This is a genomic window from [Mycobacterium] stephanolepidis, from assembly GCF_002356335.1.
GTDB classification, from domain to species: Bacteria; Actinomycetota; Actinomycetes; order Mycobacteriales; family Mycobacteriaceae; genus Mycobacterium; species Mycobacterium stephanolepidis.
In genome coordinates, this window is sequence record NZ_AP018165.1 from 4,555,817 (window position 1) to 4,570,273 (window position 14,457).

Annotated in this window: 13 protein-coding genes; 8 read left to right on the forward strand and 5 right to left on the reverse strand. The window is 63.5% G+C overall.

The window, feature by feature from the left end:
* Positions 1-81: 81 nt before the first annotated feature.
* Together MSTE_RS22660 and MSTE_RS22665 are read left to right on the forward strand one after the other, a co-directional pair.
* Entirely contained in the window at positions 82-777 is a 696-nt protein-coding gene (locus MSTE_RS22660) for an SDR family oxidoreductase (RefSeq protein WP_096504589.1), read from the forward strand.
* Positions 778-804: 27 nt separating this feature from the next.
* Complete coding sequence (locus MSTE_RS22665; protein WP_096504591.1) at positions 805-1,239, forward strand: tautomerase family protein; 435 nt, start codon at positions 805-807, stop codon at positions 1,237-1,239.
* Here MSTE_RS22665 and MSTE_RS22670 read toward each other — a convergent pair.
* Positions 1,236-1,724 (reverse strand): flavin reductase family protein, encoded by a 489-nt coding sequence (locus tag MSTE_RS22670; protein WP_030097287.1) that lies wholly within the window; start codon positions 1,722-1,724, stop codon positions 1,236-1,238. The two genes, MSTE_RS22665 and MSTE_RS22670, sit on opposite strands and share 4 nt — an antisense overlap.
* 28 nt (positions 1,725-1,752) lie before the next feature.
* Between MSTE_RS22670 and MSTE_RS22675 the strand changes: the two genes are divergently transcribed.
* Complete coding sequence (locus MSTE_RS22675; protein ID WP_096504593.1) at positions 1,753-2,550, forward strand: crotonase/enoyl-CoA hydratase family protein; 798 nt, start codon at positions 1,753-1,755, stop codon at positions 2,548-2,550.
* 56 nt (positions 2,551-2,606) lie between these two features.
* Here the strand turns inward: MSTE_RS22675 and MSTE_RS22680 are convergent, their stop codons facing one another.
* Together MSTE_RS22680 and MSTE_RS22685 are read right to left on the reverse strand one after the other, a co-directional pair.
* Entirely contained in the window at positions 2,607-2,927 is a 321-nt protein-coding gene (locus tag MSTE_RS22680; protein WP_096504595.1) for a hypothetical protein, read from the reverse strand.
* Between the two features lie 88 nt (positions 2,928-3,015).
* Positions 3,016-3,978 carry an isopenicillin N synthase family dioxygenase gene (locus tag MSTE_RS22685; protein WP_096504597.1) on the reverse strand — a complete coding sequence of 321 codons (963 nt, stop codon included), beginning with the start codon at positions 3,976-3,978 and terminating at the stop codon, positions 3,016-3,018.
* A 110-nt stretch (positions 3,979-4,088) separates the two neighbouring features.
* On the opposite strand from MSTE_RS22685, the gene MSTE_RS22690 reads away from it, so the two are divergent.
* Complete coding sequence (locus MSTE_RS22690) at positions 4,089-5,864, forward strand: serine/threonine-protein kinase (protein WP_096504599.1); 1,776 nt, start codon at positions 4,089-4,091, stop codon at positions 5,862-5,864.
* Here the strand turns inward: MSTE_RS22690 and MSTE_RS22695 are convergent.
* Positions 5,861-6,430, reverse strand: a complete 570-nt coding sequence (locus MSTE_RS22695) for a DinB family protein (RefSeq protein ID WP_096504601.1) — start codon at positions 6,428-6,430, stop codon at positions 5,861-5,863. The genes MSTE_RS22690 and MSTE_RS22695 overlap by 4 nt on opposite strands.
* Positions 6,431-6,699: 269 nt before the next feature.
* Between MSTE_RS22695 and MSTE_RS22700 the strand changes: the two genes are divergently transcribed.
* The 4 genes from MSTE_RS22700 to MSTE_RS22715 all read left to right on the forward strand — a co-directional run bounded on the left by MSTE_RS22700 (position 6,700) and on the right by MSTE_RS22715 (position 12,127).
* Positions 6,700-8,535 carry an acyl-CoA dehydrogenase gene (locus tag MSTE_RS22700; RefSeq protein WP_162291723.1) on the forward strand — a complete coding sequence of 612 codons (1,836 nt, stop codon included), beginning with the start codon at positions 6,700-6,702 and terminating at the stop codon, positions 8,533-8,535.
* 209 nt (positions 8,536-8,744) lie between these two features.
* Positions 8,745-10,001: an aminotransferase class I/II-fold pyridoxal phosphate-dependent enzyme gene (locus MSTE_RS22705; RefSeq protein WP_096504605.1), complete on the forward strand. Its 1,257-nt coding sequence runs from the start codon at positions 8,745-8,747 to the stop codon at positions 9,999-10,001.
* Positions 9,998-10,957, forward strand: a complete 960-nt coding sequence (locus MSTE_RS22710; protein ID WP_096504607.1) for an NAD-dependent epimerase/dehydratase family protein — start codon at positions 9,998-10,000, stop codon at positions 10,955-10,957. The genes MSTE_RS22705 and MSTE_RS22710 overlap by 4 nt, the downstream gene beginning before the upstream one ends.
* Positions 10,958-10,990: 33 nt before the next feature.
* Positions 10,991-12,127, forward strand: coding sequence for an acyl-CoA dehydrogenase family protein (locus MSTE_RS22715; RefSeq protein ID WP_096504609.1), 1,137 nt, complete (start codon positions 10,991-10,993; stop codon positions 12,125-12,127).
* Positions 12,128-12,136: 9 nt separating this feature from the next.
* Here the strand turns inward: MSTE_RS22715 and MSTE_RS22720 are convergent, their stop codons facing one another.
* Positions 12,137-14,362, reverse strand: coding sequence for an MMPL family transporter (locus tag MSTE_RS22720; protein ID WP_231896943.1), 2,226 nt, complete (start codon positions 14,360-14,362; stop codon positions 12,137-12,139).
* Between the last annotated feature and the right edge of the window lie 95 nt (positions 14,363-14,457).

Here is a 14,457-nt window from a genome sequence, read left to right on the forward strand (position 1 = left end):
GCCCATTGTAACTAACGCTTGCGTTATTCAGCTAGTCCCGCTAGCGTCCTAACTAACGCAATCGTTAGTTAGGAGATAAGGATGATCGAGAACAAGGTCGTACTGGTCACCGGAGGGCGCCGCGGACTGGGCGCCGCCATCGTCGACGAGGTGCTGAACCGCGGAGCTCGCAAGGTGTACAGCACCGCCCGCCAACCATTCGAGGACCCACGCGAGCAGGTGATTCCCCAACAGCTCGAGGTGGCCTCCGAGTCATCGGTGCAGGCGCTGGCACGTGAGCTCACCGACGTCGAGATCGTGGTCAACAACGCCGGTGTGCTGCATCCCGATTCGCTGCTCACCGGCGATCTCGACCGGGTGGACGCCACGTTCCAGACCAACGTATTCGGCCCGCTGCGAGTCATCCGGGCGTTCGCGCCGATCCTCAAGGCCAACGGCGGCGGAGCGATCGTCAACATCCACTCCGTGCTCTCCTGGCTGGGCGGAGCCGGCGCCTACGGTGCGTCGAAGGCGGCCATCTGGTCGGTGACCAACACCCTGCGCCTGGAGCTGGAACCACAGCACACGCACGTGCTGGGCGTACACGCGGGATTCATCGACACCGACATGGTGTCCGCCCTCGACGTTCCGAAGACACCGCCCGGTGTGATCGCGGCACGCATCATCGACGCACTGGAAAAGGGCGATAACGAGGTGTTGACCGACGAGCTCACCGCCCAGGTCAAGTCCCAGCTATCGGGCCCCGTCGAGAATCTCGCCTACCGTCCCGGCCACTGACCTCGCATCCATCAGGAGAAGATCGACATGCCCCTCTGGACCATCTACCACACACCAAACATGTTTTCCGACAAGGAAAAAGCCGATCTGGCCGCGAGCATCACCGAGGTGTACGTCACCGTGGGGCTCCCACGGTTCTACGTGGTCACGGTGTTCAAGGAGATCACACCGTCCGACTTCTACGTCGGCGGAGAACCAACCACGCACGCGGTACGGATCGTCGTGGATCACATCGCGCGCACCCTGCCCGACAAGGCCGGACGCGAGCGCATCACCCAGCACCTCGGCCGCGTCCTGGCGCCGCATCTGGACCGGGCGGACCTGCACTGGGAGTTCCACATCGACGAGACCAGCGAGGAACTCTGGATGATCAACGGACTGGTGCCGCCGCCGATGAACTCCGACGCCGAACGCGACTGGGCCCGGACCAACCGGAGCAGTCCCTACCCGGCGCCCGTCTAGCCGATCAGCTTGCGGAACTTACTGCGGTGGAACACGATCGGAGCCACTGCGGAATGCACGGTCAATCCGTGAATGTTGAGGATGACGATTGCGTGGTCACCGGCAGGCACCTCGGACTGGATGGAGGTCTCGATCCAGGCGGTGGTGCCGCCGATGAACACGGCACCGCTCTCGGTGGTCGAGGTATCCAGGCCCGCGAACCGATCGCCGGTCTTGGCGGCAAGGGTGCGGGCAGCATCGTCATGTGCCTCACCCAGCACACTGATACCCAGACGCGGAGCCACCCGCAGGTTGGGCCACGTCGTCGAAGAGTTCTGAACACAGAACGCCACGAGCGGCGGATCCAAGGACACCGGCACAAACGTGCTGGCGGCCAATCCGGTTCGCGTTCCACCGATCTCGGCGGCAATGGCAACCACGCCGGTCGGGAAGTGCCCGAATGCCTCGCGCAGCGTTGCCGCGTCCAAAGTGGTATCGCTCGTCATAACTGGATGTCACCTCTAGTCTTGCTTCATGACGTCACATGTGACCCTACGCGTCGACGGCGAGGTAGCCCGCGTCACCTTGTCCCGGCCCGAGAAGCTCAACGGACTCACCCTCGACATGCTCAACGGGCTGACTGCCGCCGCCCGCCATATTGCCTCAGATACCTCGATCCGGGTGGTGGTGCTGTCCGGTGAGGGGGACGGCTTTTCTACCGGGCTGGATTTCGCAGCCGCCGGGAAGGACCCGGCGCGCGTCGTCGCGAACTTCATTCCGCTCCCCTGGCTGGGTACCAATGGTTTCCAGGAGGCGTGCTGGGCCTGGCGCCGGTTGCGCGTCCCGGTGATCGCCGTCATCCACGGCCGTTGCTACGGCGGCGGGCTCCAGCTGGCCCTTGCCGCCGACTTCCGGTTCACCACACCCGACGCCGAGTTCTCGATCCTGGAAGCCAAGTGGGGCCTGATCCCCGATATGTCTGGAAGCGTCACGCTGAGTCAATTGATCGGAATCGACACCGCCAAACGGCTGACCATGACCGGTGAGATGTTCGACGGCTTCTACGCCAAGGAAATCGGGCTGGTGACCCAGGTGAGCGCCGACCCCGAGGCCGACGCCGCCGAACTCATCGACCAGATTCTGTCGCGCTCCCCCGATTCGGTGGCGGCCACCAAGACCCTGTTCGACAAGGCATGGTCGATGGTGCCGCGCCGCGCGTTTGGCCTGGAGCGGCGCCTGCAACTGCGGCTCATGCGTGGACCTAACTTCGCCATCGCACGCAAGGCAGGCATCGACAAGACCGAACCTGAGTTCAAGGCCCGCAGCATCTAGCTTCCTATAGAAGGTTGCCTATGCGGGCCTTGCTCCTGAGATCTTTGTTTCGCTCGCTAGGCCGCAGGTACGCAGTCACGGAGCTCAGGCGCCATGCCGTACGGACCCCACATCTGGCGCTCCGCATCCTGCCGCGCTTCCGGCTCGTTACTTCCGTGGCCGATCACAGAGCCGGCCCACTGCTTCATACCGAAACCCATACCCGGCATGCTTCCCGGGCCAAACCCAGGTGGGCCGAAGTTGTTGTTGGCATAGACCTGACACTGAACCGCAACCGGACCCTCCCCCGGCATCGCCGAAGCAACGGGTGCGGCGAACGCCGAAACCAGCACCGCTACCACACCAACCCCTGCGACTACCGAACAAATCGTCCGCATAGCTCCTCCTCCTCGATATCTGGCAATAGTTTGCCACAACCCGAGTATTTCGAGAACAAAAGGTTCGCGGAGGGGAATCCGAAGATCGCTAGTGCAGATGTCCGTGCGCAGCCGCTACATCGGGATGCGCCCGCAGCCGGCTCTTCCAGGCGTTCGCGCCGTAGGTCGCATGGATTGGATCGTCCGGATCCGACGTCGCACCTCGAGCCCGCTCCCGAAGTTCCGGTGGAAGATTCAGCGTGGGGATACGCGCGTCAAGCCTGGGATTGAAGAAGTAGGCGATCGAGATCCGGGGCGTGCCCGTCAGCGTCACGCGATGGCGAGTCGCACGCAGATACCCGCCGCTCGCCCGCTCAAGCAGCTCACCGATGTTCACGATGAACGCGCCCGCACGCCCTGGCGCCTCCACCCAGGTGCCGTCCACCTCGACCTGCAGTCCGCCCGCGTCCGGTTCGGCCAGCAGCAAGGTGAGCACACCGGAGTCGCGATGCGCACCCACGCCCTGGCCGGTAGTTCCGCTGGCGGGGTACCGGATGACCTTGATCAGGGTCGCAGGTTCAGCGCCGAAAGCCTCGTCGAACACCCCACCCGCAGATCCGAGAGCAATGGCCCACTCCCGCAGTAGTTTTCGCCCCACTGCAGCCAGGGCCGCATCCCAGCGCCCGAGGGCCACCCTGAGTTCGGGCACCGCCCGCGGCCATTGGTTGGGCCCCTGCAACCACAGGTAATCGAGATCCCGTCCGTGCGCAGTCGCCCGACGTTCCGGCCCGACATCGATCTGCTCGCGCCAATCGGTCAGTCCACCGGTCAGCTCGCCGCCCAGCCGGGTGAACCCACGAAAATGCGGGCTGCGCACCATGGCAATGGCGTCCTTGTCCTCCACGGGCAGCGCGAAAAGCCTGCGTGCGGCCGTCAACACCTCGTCGACCAGCTGAGGCGAGACACCATGGCCGGTGAGATAGAAGAACCCGACCTCATGGGTGACCTCGCGCAGCACCGCGCGCAACCGATCCGGGTCGCCGGAAAGGTCTACGACGGGTAGCTCTGCCATGCCCACATGGTCCCCCGTCCGGCCTAGCAGGGGCCACCGTCTTGACCGCCATGAGGAAATATCACAAGTACGATGACCACACGGCCGGGCGAGAGGGACGCACAGGGGAAATGACGTCATCGGAGATGCCGCCGTCGGGTCCAGATAGCCAGCGACCTGGAGACCTACCGCCGGGAACGGTCGTATCCGGATACCAGGTGGAGCGCGTCCTCGGTCGCGGCGGCATGGGCACCGTGTATCTGGCCGCAAATCCGAATCTGCAACGTCCCGAGGCTCTGAAGATCCTCAGCGCCCAGGCCTCCCGCGACCCCGCATTCCGGGCACGGTTCATGCGCGAGGCCTCGCTGGCCGCCTCTCTGGATCACCCCAACATCGTCACGGTGCACAACCGCGGCGAAACGCCGGAGGGCGATCTGTGGATCGCCATGCAATACGTCCAGGGCAGCGATGCGCACTCGGAATCGATGAACGGACGCATGTCGCTGACCCGCGCCGTTCACATCATCAGCGAGGTGGCCAAGGCGCTCGACTATCTGCATGCCCGCGGTCTGGTACACCGCGACGTGAAGCCGGCCAACATCTTGCTGTCCGAAGGCGATCGGCGAATTATGTTGGGAGACTTCGGCGTCACTCGAGCACTCGACGACAACACGGTTACCTCCGCGGGGAACGTGACCGCCACGATCGGATACGCCGCACCGGAGGTGCTGTCCGGCGCGGCCGTCGACGGCCACGCCGATGTGTACGCCTTGGGCTGCACGCTCTTTCGGATGCTCGCGGGCCAGCCACCGTTTGGCTCCGGAGGCTCGCTGCCCGCGGTCATCAATGCACACCTCTCGGCTCCGCCACCCCGCATCTCCCAGTTCACCTCTGTGCCCGAGTCGATGGACGCATTGATCGCCAAGGCGATGGCCAAGAATCCCGCCGATCGGTACCAAAGCGCCGGGGAGTTCGCCCAGGCCGCGCAACAGATTCTGGCCGATCCGCATCAGCACCGGCAGACCGTGACGCAACCCGTATCCACTGTGTCACCGCAGCCCACACCGACTACGGCGCCTCCTCTCGTACAGACCCTCGCAGCACCGACAGACCCCGCGCGGACATTGCTCAAGCACCGACGCATTGTGGCGATTGTCGGCGCCGTCGCCTTACTGGCCGCATCGACCGTGGTCGCCGTTGTGATCTGGCCCCGCCATGGCGGCGGGGGTAAACCCGCTCCCCCGTCTGGCGCGAGCGCGGCGGTGGTGAAGCCGGGCGAATCGCTGGCCGGACAGCCCAACACCATCCTGGACACCTTGCTGCCCGGTCAGTTCGACTACCCAGACGGATGGGAGAAGAACCCGTCGCCGACATTCAGGTCGGGCGAGTTCAATCCGGCCGTGGCGCCCGGTGCGGCCACCATTATTGGTGGAACTCCAGTGGGCTGCAACACCATTGATCCGGTATGGGCGTTGCGCGCTCAAGGCCGCGAGACGTCGACGCTGTATCTGCGCGATCGCAAGAAGCCCGAGAGGGAGATCCTGATCCGGGTTGTCCCGGCATCCGATGCCCTCTCCCCGGACGGCGCCTCCGACACATTGAAGAGGTGCGACGCGGTCGCGTACACCATCCCCGGCGCGAGTACCACGTGGCGATGCTCGTTCGAGTTCGATGAGCCGGCACCGGTCCAGAATGGCCAAAAAGAGCTCACCGCAACGGAATCGTGCTTCATGTTTCCGTCCGGGGCGAACAGCATTCGACAACACGTGTCGTTCAATGTCGTACGCGGCCTGCTGGTGTACATCCTGGCCAGCGGTGCTTCGAACCGAAACGACGCGGCAGGCTCTCTCAGTGCGACCGCTCTGAACTTCGCGACCGCCATGAAGATCCTGCGCTACGGCCGCTAGTCCTTGGGAGACCAGGGTGTGAGCCAATCCGTGGGTTCCCAACCCTCTGCGGCCGCCAGCAGCTCGTACATCGTTGCGCCATCAACGAACTCGCGAATGATGTCGGCGTGGCCGGCGTGCCGGGCCAGCTCCTCGATGAGGTGCAACGCCACCCACCGCACACTCCAGGCGTCGACGTCCTTGGGAAACCACGGCGCCGACGGGACCGGCACCGGAGTGTCCAGCCCCTTGTCCTTGATCGCGGCGAGTGTCGCTTCGCACTGCGCGGAGTACGCGGCCAGTACTCCGGCGAGCGTCTCGTCCGTACGTAAGGTGAATTCGTCCTCGGCTCGGTGACGGTCAGGCCCCGACTCGGGCGCGGCCACAATTTTGTCCGTCCAGCCCGCCTGCATATTGGTGACGTGCTTGATGAGTCCACCAACCGACAACGTGCCTGCCGTCGGAGTAAGACGGGCCTGATCGTCGGTCAGCCCGAAGGCCACAATCCGAAAAGCATCTTGCTGCGCAGCGATGTACTCGATCAGACCGTCCAACTCGGTGGAAACGGGCGGAGGCATGGCAGGCATACGGGGGTTCCTCTCAAGGGCTGTGAGCTGGCACGCACAAGCCAACACCACTGGTCTGACATCACTCCCCCGAAACCGTAAAAAATGCCTCCTGACCTGCGATATCGAATTGTGACAACAACCACAAGGCCAGGACTTTTGTCACACGCTACTCAGCGGTATAGTTCAGTTGTTACCGGTGGGTAACTTAATCGGAAGTAAGAACCCAACCGAATATCAGAACAGCCCCACGAGACCACGGTCAGACCCAAGAGAAAGCAATGACGCACATGGGCCACTACAAGTCGAACGTCCGCGACCTGGAGTTCAACCTCTTCGAGCTCTTCAACATTCAGCAGGTATTCGGTGGTGAGGAATTCCCCGAGCTGGACGAAGAGACCGCTCGCACGTTCCTTTCCGAGATGCGCACCCTCGCCGAGGGGCCACTCGCCGATTCGTTCGCCGAGGGCGACCGCAACCCGCCGGTCTTCGACCCGGAGACCCACTCGGTGGCCATCCCCGAGGCTTTCAAGAAGTCCGTCAAGGCAGTCACCGACGCAGGTTGGGATCGCCTCGGTCTGATCGAGGAACTCGGCGGCAGCCCGGTTCCGCGCTCGCTGATGTGGGCCATTCAGGAGATGATCCTCGGCGCCAACCCCGCAGTCTGGATGTACAGCGGCGGTGCCGGTTTCGCGCAGATCTTCTACAACGTCGCCACCGACGAGCAGAAGAAGTGGGCCGAATTCGTCGCCGAGCGCGGCTGGGGCGCCACCATGGTGCTCACCGAGCCCGACGCCGGTTCGGACGTGGGCGCCGGACGCACCAAGGCCGTCAAGCAGGAGGACGGTTCCTGGCACATCGACGGTGTGAAGCGCTTCATCACCTCGGCCGACTCCGATGACATGTTCGAGAACATCATGCATCTGGTGCTGGCTCGCCCCGAAGGCGCCGGCCCCGGCACCAAGGGTCTGTCCCTGTTCTTCGTGCCCAAGTTCGTCCCCGACTTCGAGACCGGCGAGCCGGGCGAGCGCAACGGCGTCTTCGTCACCAACGTCGAGCACAAGATGGGCCTGAAGGTTTCGGCCACCTGTGAGCTGAGCCTGGGCCAGCACGGCGTACCCGCCAAGGGCTGGCTGGTCGGCGAGGTGCACAACGGCATCGCGCAGATGTTCGACGTCATCGAGCAGGCCCGCATGATGGTGGGCACCAAGGCCATCGCGACCCTGTCGACCGGTTACCTGAACGCCCTCGAGTACGCCAAGACCCGCGTACAGGGTGCGGACATGACGCAGCTGACCGACAAGACCGCTCCCCGCGTCACCATCACGCACCACCCAGATGTGCGTCGCTCGCTGCTGACCCAGAAGGCTTACGCCGAGGGCCTGCGCGCGCTGTACCTCTATGCCACCACCTTCCAGGACGCCGTGGCCGCCAAGGCCATCAACGGTGTCGAGGCCGAGGAAGCGGTACGGCTCAACGATCTGCTGCTGCCGATCATCAAGGGTGTGGGCTCCGAGCGTGCCTACGAGAAGCTCACCGAGAGCCTGCAGACCTTCGGTGGATCCGGCTTCCTGCAGGACTACCCGATCGAGCAGTACATCCGTGACGCCAAGATCGACTCGCTCTACGAGGGCACCACGGCGATCCAGGCCCAGGACTTCTTCTTCCGCAAGATCGTCAAGGACCAGGGCAAGTCGCTGGCCTTCATCTCCGGTCAGATCGAAGAATTCGTCAAGAGCGAGACCGGCAACGGCCGCCTGAAGGCCGAGCGTGCGCTGCTCGCAACGGCTTTGGAGGACGTGCAGGGCATGGCAGCGACCATGACCGCCAACCTGATGGCCGCCCAGCAGGAGATCACCCAGGTCTACAAGGTCGGCACGGCCTCCGTGCGCTTCCTGATGAGCGTCGGCGACCTGCTGATCGGCTGGCTGCTGCAGCGTCAGGCCGCCGTGGCCATCGAGGCTCTGGATGCCGGCGCCACCGGTGCCGAGAAGTCCTTCTACGAGGGCAAGATCGCGGTTGCCTCGTTCTTCGCCAAGAACATGCTGCCGCAGCTGACCTCGACCCGGGCCATCCTGGAGAACGTCGACAACGACATCATGGAGCTCGACGAAGCCGCCTTCTGATCCACTCAGCCGAAGCCCCCGTTTCCCCTCGGAGACGGGGGCTTCGTGCATGTCGAGATGCCAGGAGCTATGGGTCTGAGCCCTCACTGATTGACCCGTACAGATTCTTTGGCTCATCCATCTGAACCGCGCACAGCTACGAATCGTTAGTAGAGGTGTGCCTGCAACGGCGCCGAGCGTGCATGGCTACAAGCCAGGATTGGATGTAGATGGTTCAGGGCGAAAGCGCGACGGAGTATGCCGAAACCGGCGACATCGCGAAGGACGTTGGGCAACGGATAGCCATGGTGCGCCATTTCGCATCCACCGGACAGCTTCCGTTCTTTCAGCAGATTGACCCCGGCGTCCCGCCGAGGGTCGACGTCCGAGGCCACGAGTGTGTGCTCCTGGGCTCGAACTCCTACATCGGTCTCTCGAGTCACCCCAGCGTGATCGGCGCAGCTGTCACCGCGACACAGAATTTGGGCACCGGGACCACCGGCAGCCGACTGCTCAACGGCACCTATCCCGTGCATGTCGCTCTCGAACAGCAGCTCGCGATGTGGCTCGGCCGCGAGGACGCGGTGGTGTTCACCACCGGCTATCAAACCAATGTCGGTGCGATTCAAGGACTTCTCGGCCCCGATTGCCTCGCCGTTGTGGATTCCTACGCCCACGCTTCGATCCGTGACGGAGTGCGGCTCAGCCAGGCGGTAGAGGCCAAATTCGCCCACAACGACGTCGCATCTCTGGCTGCCGCCCTGCACAGTCACGCCGAGACACCATTCCGGCGCAAACTGGTGCTTGTCGACTCGCTGTACTCCATGGAGGGCTCCACCGCCCCGCTGGAACAGATCGTTGCGGTCTGCAAGGAGGCCGGTGCTCTGCTCATGGTCGACGAGGCGCACGGAATCGGCGTATTCGGCCCCACGGGGGCGGGCCTGGCGGAACGCAACGGCGTCGCACAAGACGTAGACATCCTGATGGGTTCGTTATCGAAGGCCATCGGCGGGCTGGGCGGATTTATCGCGAGCTCGCAGGACATTGTCGATGAGATCCGGCTCAGCGCGCGATCCTTCTGGTTCAGCACCTCCGGCACGCCGGCGTCCATGGCAGCCGCGACCGCGGCGATCGAGGTCATCCGCGGGGAAGAGGGCAGGGAACGTCGGGAAAGGCTCGAACGCAACGCCCGGCTCATGCGTCGGTCGCTCGAACCCCTCAATGTCGTCTTGCACCGCCCAGACGAACTCAGTCCCGACTGGTCGCCCATCATTCCCATCCGATTATTCGACGAGCTGCGGACCGCACTGAGTTGGAACAAGCTGAGGGACGCGGGAGTCTTCGTCACCCCAGCCATCTATCCAGCAGTGCCACTTGGCAAACCGATTCTGCGCGTGTGCATGACCTCGGAGCTGAGCGAAGAAGAAGTCATCTGGTGCGCAGAGGTTCTTACCAAAGAACTCTCGTGGGCTTTGGCTGCTGCATGAGTGCAGACTTCCGCCTCGCCATCACCGGCGCGACGGGAGATTTCGGCAGGGCCATCCTCTCCTGGGCACTGCGCAACGAAGACATCGCCGAGGTGATGGCCTTGGGCCGACGACCGACGGGCCTGCACCACCCAAAGCTGCACGAAATGCCTCTGGACCTGAGCGGTCAGATCGACCTCGATCCGATCGCCGGGTACGACGCACTCGTCCACCTCGCGTATTGCGTCGAAGAGCCTCGGGACAAGCGCCGGGCCTATCAGGTGAATGTGACGGCCACGCGGACACTGCTCGAACAAGCGAATCGAGTAGGCATCGGCCAACTCATCCTGACCTCAAGCGCCAATGCGCTGGGCGTCACGGCCTGTGGCACCGGCACACAGTTCCCAGAGCAGAGCTATCCATCCGGGGACAGCGACCCCGAGCACTACTACTTTTTTCACAAAGCACTCATGGAGAACCTGGCGAACTGGCACTGGACGAACGCAGGCGAGGGAGACACAAAGCTGGCCGTCGTGCGGCCCTCGTACATAGTGGGCGAGCACTTCGCCAACTCGGGCCTCAAGGCACTCCTCGCCAACCTGGTGCTCTACCCGGAGCCGGCACGCTCCTTCTACCAATTCCTTTGGGATACCGATCTAGTGGACGCCTACGCCACCATCCTCAAACACGGATTGACGGGCATATACAACGTCGCCCCGACAGACCACACAAGTGTCACAGAGATCTGTTCCATGAGCGGGGCGCGGCTGATCTCTGGTCCATTGCCTCTCTTGAAGATTGGCGCGGACCTGATGTTCCGGTTGCGTCTTGCTCCGTTCTCCGGTCACTGGGTGACGCTGGGCGACCCGTTACTCGACTGCCGCTTATTGCAATCGACCACAGACTGGCGACCTACCATGACCTCCACCGAGGCACTGAACCGGTACATCTCTGTATCTCGCTCGCCTACAAAGTAATTCACACACACCATCGACCAAGAGGATGTCAGCATGGACCGCACCGCACTCGAATCGCGACTGTCTCATGTCACCGCCGTCCGCAGGCATCTCCCGGAACTGGCGGACAAGCTGGAGTCGCTCGGTCTCATAACCGCCGAAGAACCGGGAACGAACGTCGTCGAGATCTGGAAGACACACGACGGACCTCGGTTGACCGCACCCAAGGACCTCGGCGGGCTGGGTGCAACCTGCGTGGAAACACTTGAGCTGCAACGCGGTATCGGTTACCTGAGCCCGTCGCTCGCCGCCGCGACCACCATGCACTATCTCTCCGTCGCGGGCCTGGCCGACTTCGCCACGACAACCGACGAGGCGACCGTGGGTCTGATCAAGTCGCTGATCGAGAACCGGACCGTGTTCGCCTCAGGTTTCTCAGAAGGCACCATCGCGGGCAGCGTGTTCCGTCCGACAATGGAAGCCGCACCGGCCGACGGCGGCTACACCGTCACCGGACAGAAGAAGCCGTGCAGCCTCGCCGACAGCATGGATTGCATCATGGCAAGCGTGCTTCTCAATGACACCGGGCAGCGGGCGATCACGCTCATTTGGAACGGCAGCCCCGGCCTCAGCGTCGCACCGCTGTGGACGAGTTCGCCGCTGTCGGCAGCACAAACTCACGCGGTGATCTTCGAGGACGTCTTCGTCCCCGACGAACTGATGATGGTCAGCGATGTGGAAGATCCGGACGGCCGCAGCGAGAAGTCGGGCTACGTCCTATTCGGTCTCATCATCACCGCGGGCTATGTCGGGGCCGCGACGCGCCTTGCGCTCAAACTCGCCGACCGCAGCGACTTCACCGAGGCTGATTTCGTCGAGCTGTTCTCGCCGATCGAAGGAGTCTGGCGCGCGCTACGCATGGTCGGTGAACGCTACGACGCCGGAGACCGTAGCGACGCGTTGTTCGCTGACCTGTTGTGGATCCGCCTGGGTCTGCGCGACCAGCTTCAGCCGAGTGTGGCCCGCATCGTCTCGAGGATGGGCGGTGTCGCCTTCGCCACCGATCCCGAGATCGCCTACCTCGCCTCGTGTATCTCGGCCTACTCGTTCCACCCGCCGACGATGCGCGAGTCCGGTGCGTTCCTACTTGACCACGAACTCCGCGGCGAGATCAGCCTCACCGCCGAATAGAGCCGGTTCTCAACCCTCTCTAAGGCCCACCTTGGCATGGAGTTTCACCAGCGACGCGGGAGCCCACCAATTCCACCTGCCTGCCAACTTCATGACTGCCGGCACCAACACCATGCGGACGAGCGTCGCGTCTACGACAACCGCAACCGCCAGGCCCACTCCAATCATTCGCATGAAGGACACTTGACCGCTACTGAGCCCCACGAAGACGATCACCATCAGGGTGGCGGCCGCAGTGATCACCCGCCCAGCACCCGCTATGCCGAGAGCTACTGCCTCGGCGTTGTCCTCAGTGCGCTGCGGCGACGCGAGCCAGTGTTCGCGGATCCGAGACAACAGGAACACCTCGTAGTCCATGGACAAACCGAATGCTGTCGCAAACAAGAACACCAACACATCCGCTACCAGCGTGCCGGTCGCCGTGGTTCCGAGTCCCCCAAGATGCCCCTCCTGGAACACCCACACCAACGCGCCAAGCGTGGCCGACAACGACAACGTATTGAGCACCAGAGCCTTCAGCGGAAGCAGCAGACTGCCGGTGAGCAGGAAGATCAGTAGGAAAGTCGTTGCCGCAACGAGGATCAGCACCACCGGCAAGAGACGGACAATCTCGTCCACCGAATCCTGGTTGAGCTGTTGAGGACCCGTGAACAGGGCCTCGGCACCACGCGGTACGGGAACCGCCCTCAGCCGGTCGAGTTCTTGTCGGGACTTCGAGTCGGACGACGGATCTTCGATCACCACCGAAAGCCATACGCTGTCGTCCTTGACCCCAGTCGGGGACTGCGGCGGACCGGCGGCACGCCCCTGGACGTAGGAGCCACCGGGAGCCGAGACCGCCACGACACCAGAGACTTTCGATAGCTCAGCGGCATAACTGGCGATGTCGTCAGCGGCAAGGGTCCGCGCGTCCGGGATCACAACCGACGTGGCCATCGCCTCGTTGCCAGGGAACTCCGTGCGCAGTAGATCACCGACCTGTCGCGACTGCGCGCTCGTCGGAAGCACCCGATCGTCGGGTAGCCCGAAGCGCGCGCGAACGAACGGCGCCCCGAGAACAAGCAGCACCACCACGACCACCAGGGCGCACGGAATCGCATGACGCATCGCGAAAGAGGCAGTCGAATACAGGAAGCTTTGCTTGACTTCCCTGGTTTCTACCTTGTGCCGCAAAAGTTTACGTATATTCAGCGATTCAATTCGGTCACCGAGGAGCTTGATCAACGTCGGCGCCACGACGACAGCGTAGAGGCCCGCAAGGGCAACCACACCGCAGCCCGCATACGCCATCGACCGCAGGAAGTACATCGGGAAGACCGCCAACGCACCCACCGCGAGGAAAACCGTGCAGGCCGAAAACAGGATCGTGCGCCCGGCCGTGGCCACCGCGTTGCGTAAGGCTTCGTCGCGATCCCCGAGCCGGATGTGTTCCTCTCGATACCGACTCACGAGCAGCAACGTGTAGTCGATCGCAAGGGCCAAGCCCATGGCCGTGGTGAGTTCGAGCGCAAAGACGGATACATCGGCGAAAATTGTTATCCCCCTGAGCAATCCAAAGGTGCTCAGGATTGCCATGACACCCACGACGAGCGGCAGCAGCGCGGCAAACAGACCACCGAACACCCAGATGAGTGCGAGGAACGACAATGGCAGGGCAATGGCCTCGGCCGTGACCAGGTCCTTCTCCGACTGCTCGTTGATCTCCGAGGCCACCATCGCCGTGCCGCCGGCCAACACCGTGAGACCGTCGTGCTCACCGACAACTTCCTGGGCCACCGCATTTCCATACTTCGGCGCGCTGTTCTCCCCGCCAAGGACCTGCGCGACTACCAACGCCGTCTTTCCGTCCCCACTGATCAAGCTCTCGGCCTGCGGCGAGGTGTCCCAGGGAGATAAGACCGCGGCGATATGCGGGGAATCCCGCACGGTGCGCACCAGGTTCGCGCCCGCCGCCGCGACCGCCGGGTCCCGGACATCGCCGGGGACACGGACCACGAGCATCAGGTCCATATCGCCTTGACCGAACTTTTCGGTGAGCAGCTTCATTCCGCGCGCGGAGGAAGAATGCGGGTCTTGGAAGCCGGCGGTACCGAGATGTTCGGCAACGTTGGCGCCGAACCCCGCGGCGAGCACGGTCAACAAGACAACGCCGAGTAGCACCCGCTTGGGCGCTCTGATGATCACGCGGGATAGCGCGGCAAGCACACGCAAGATCGTATCCGTCGGCGCCCGCACGGATTCGCTCCTCAGAAAATCAGGTCCTCGCATTGCCGTCGGGTCGGGAGGCGCTGGAAGCAGGGCTTCCCGCATTCCGGGGTACCGCCGTGATC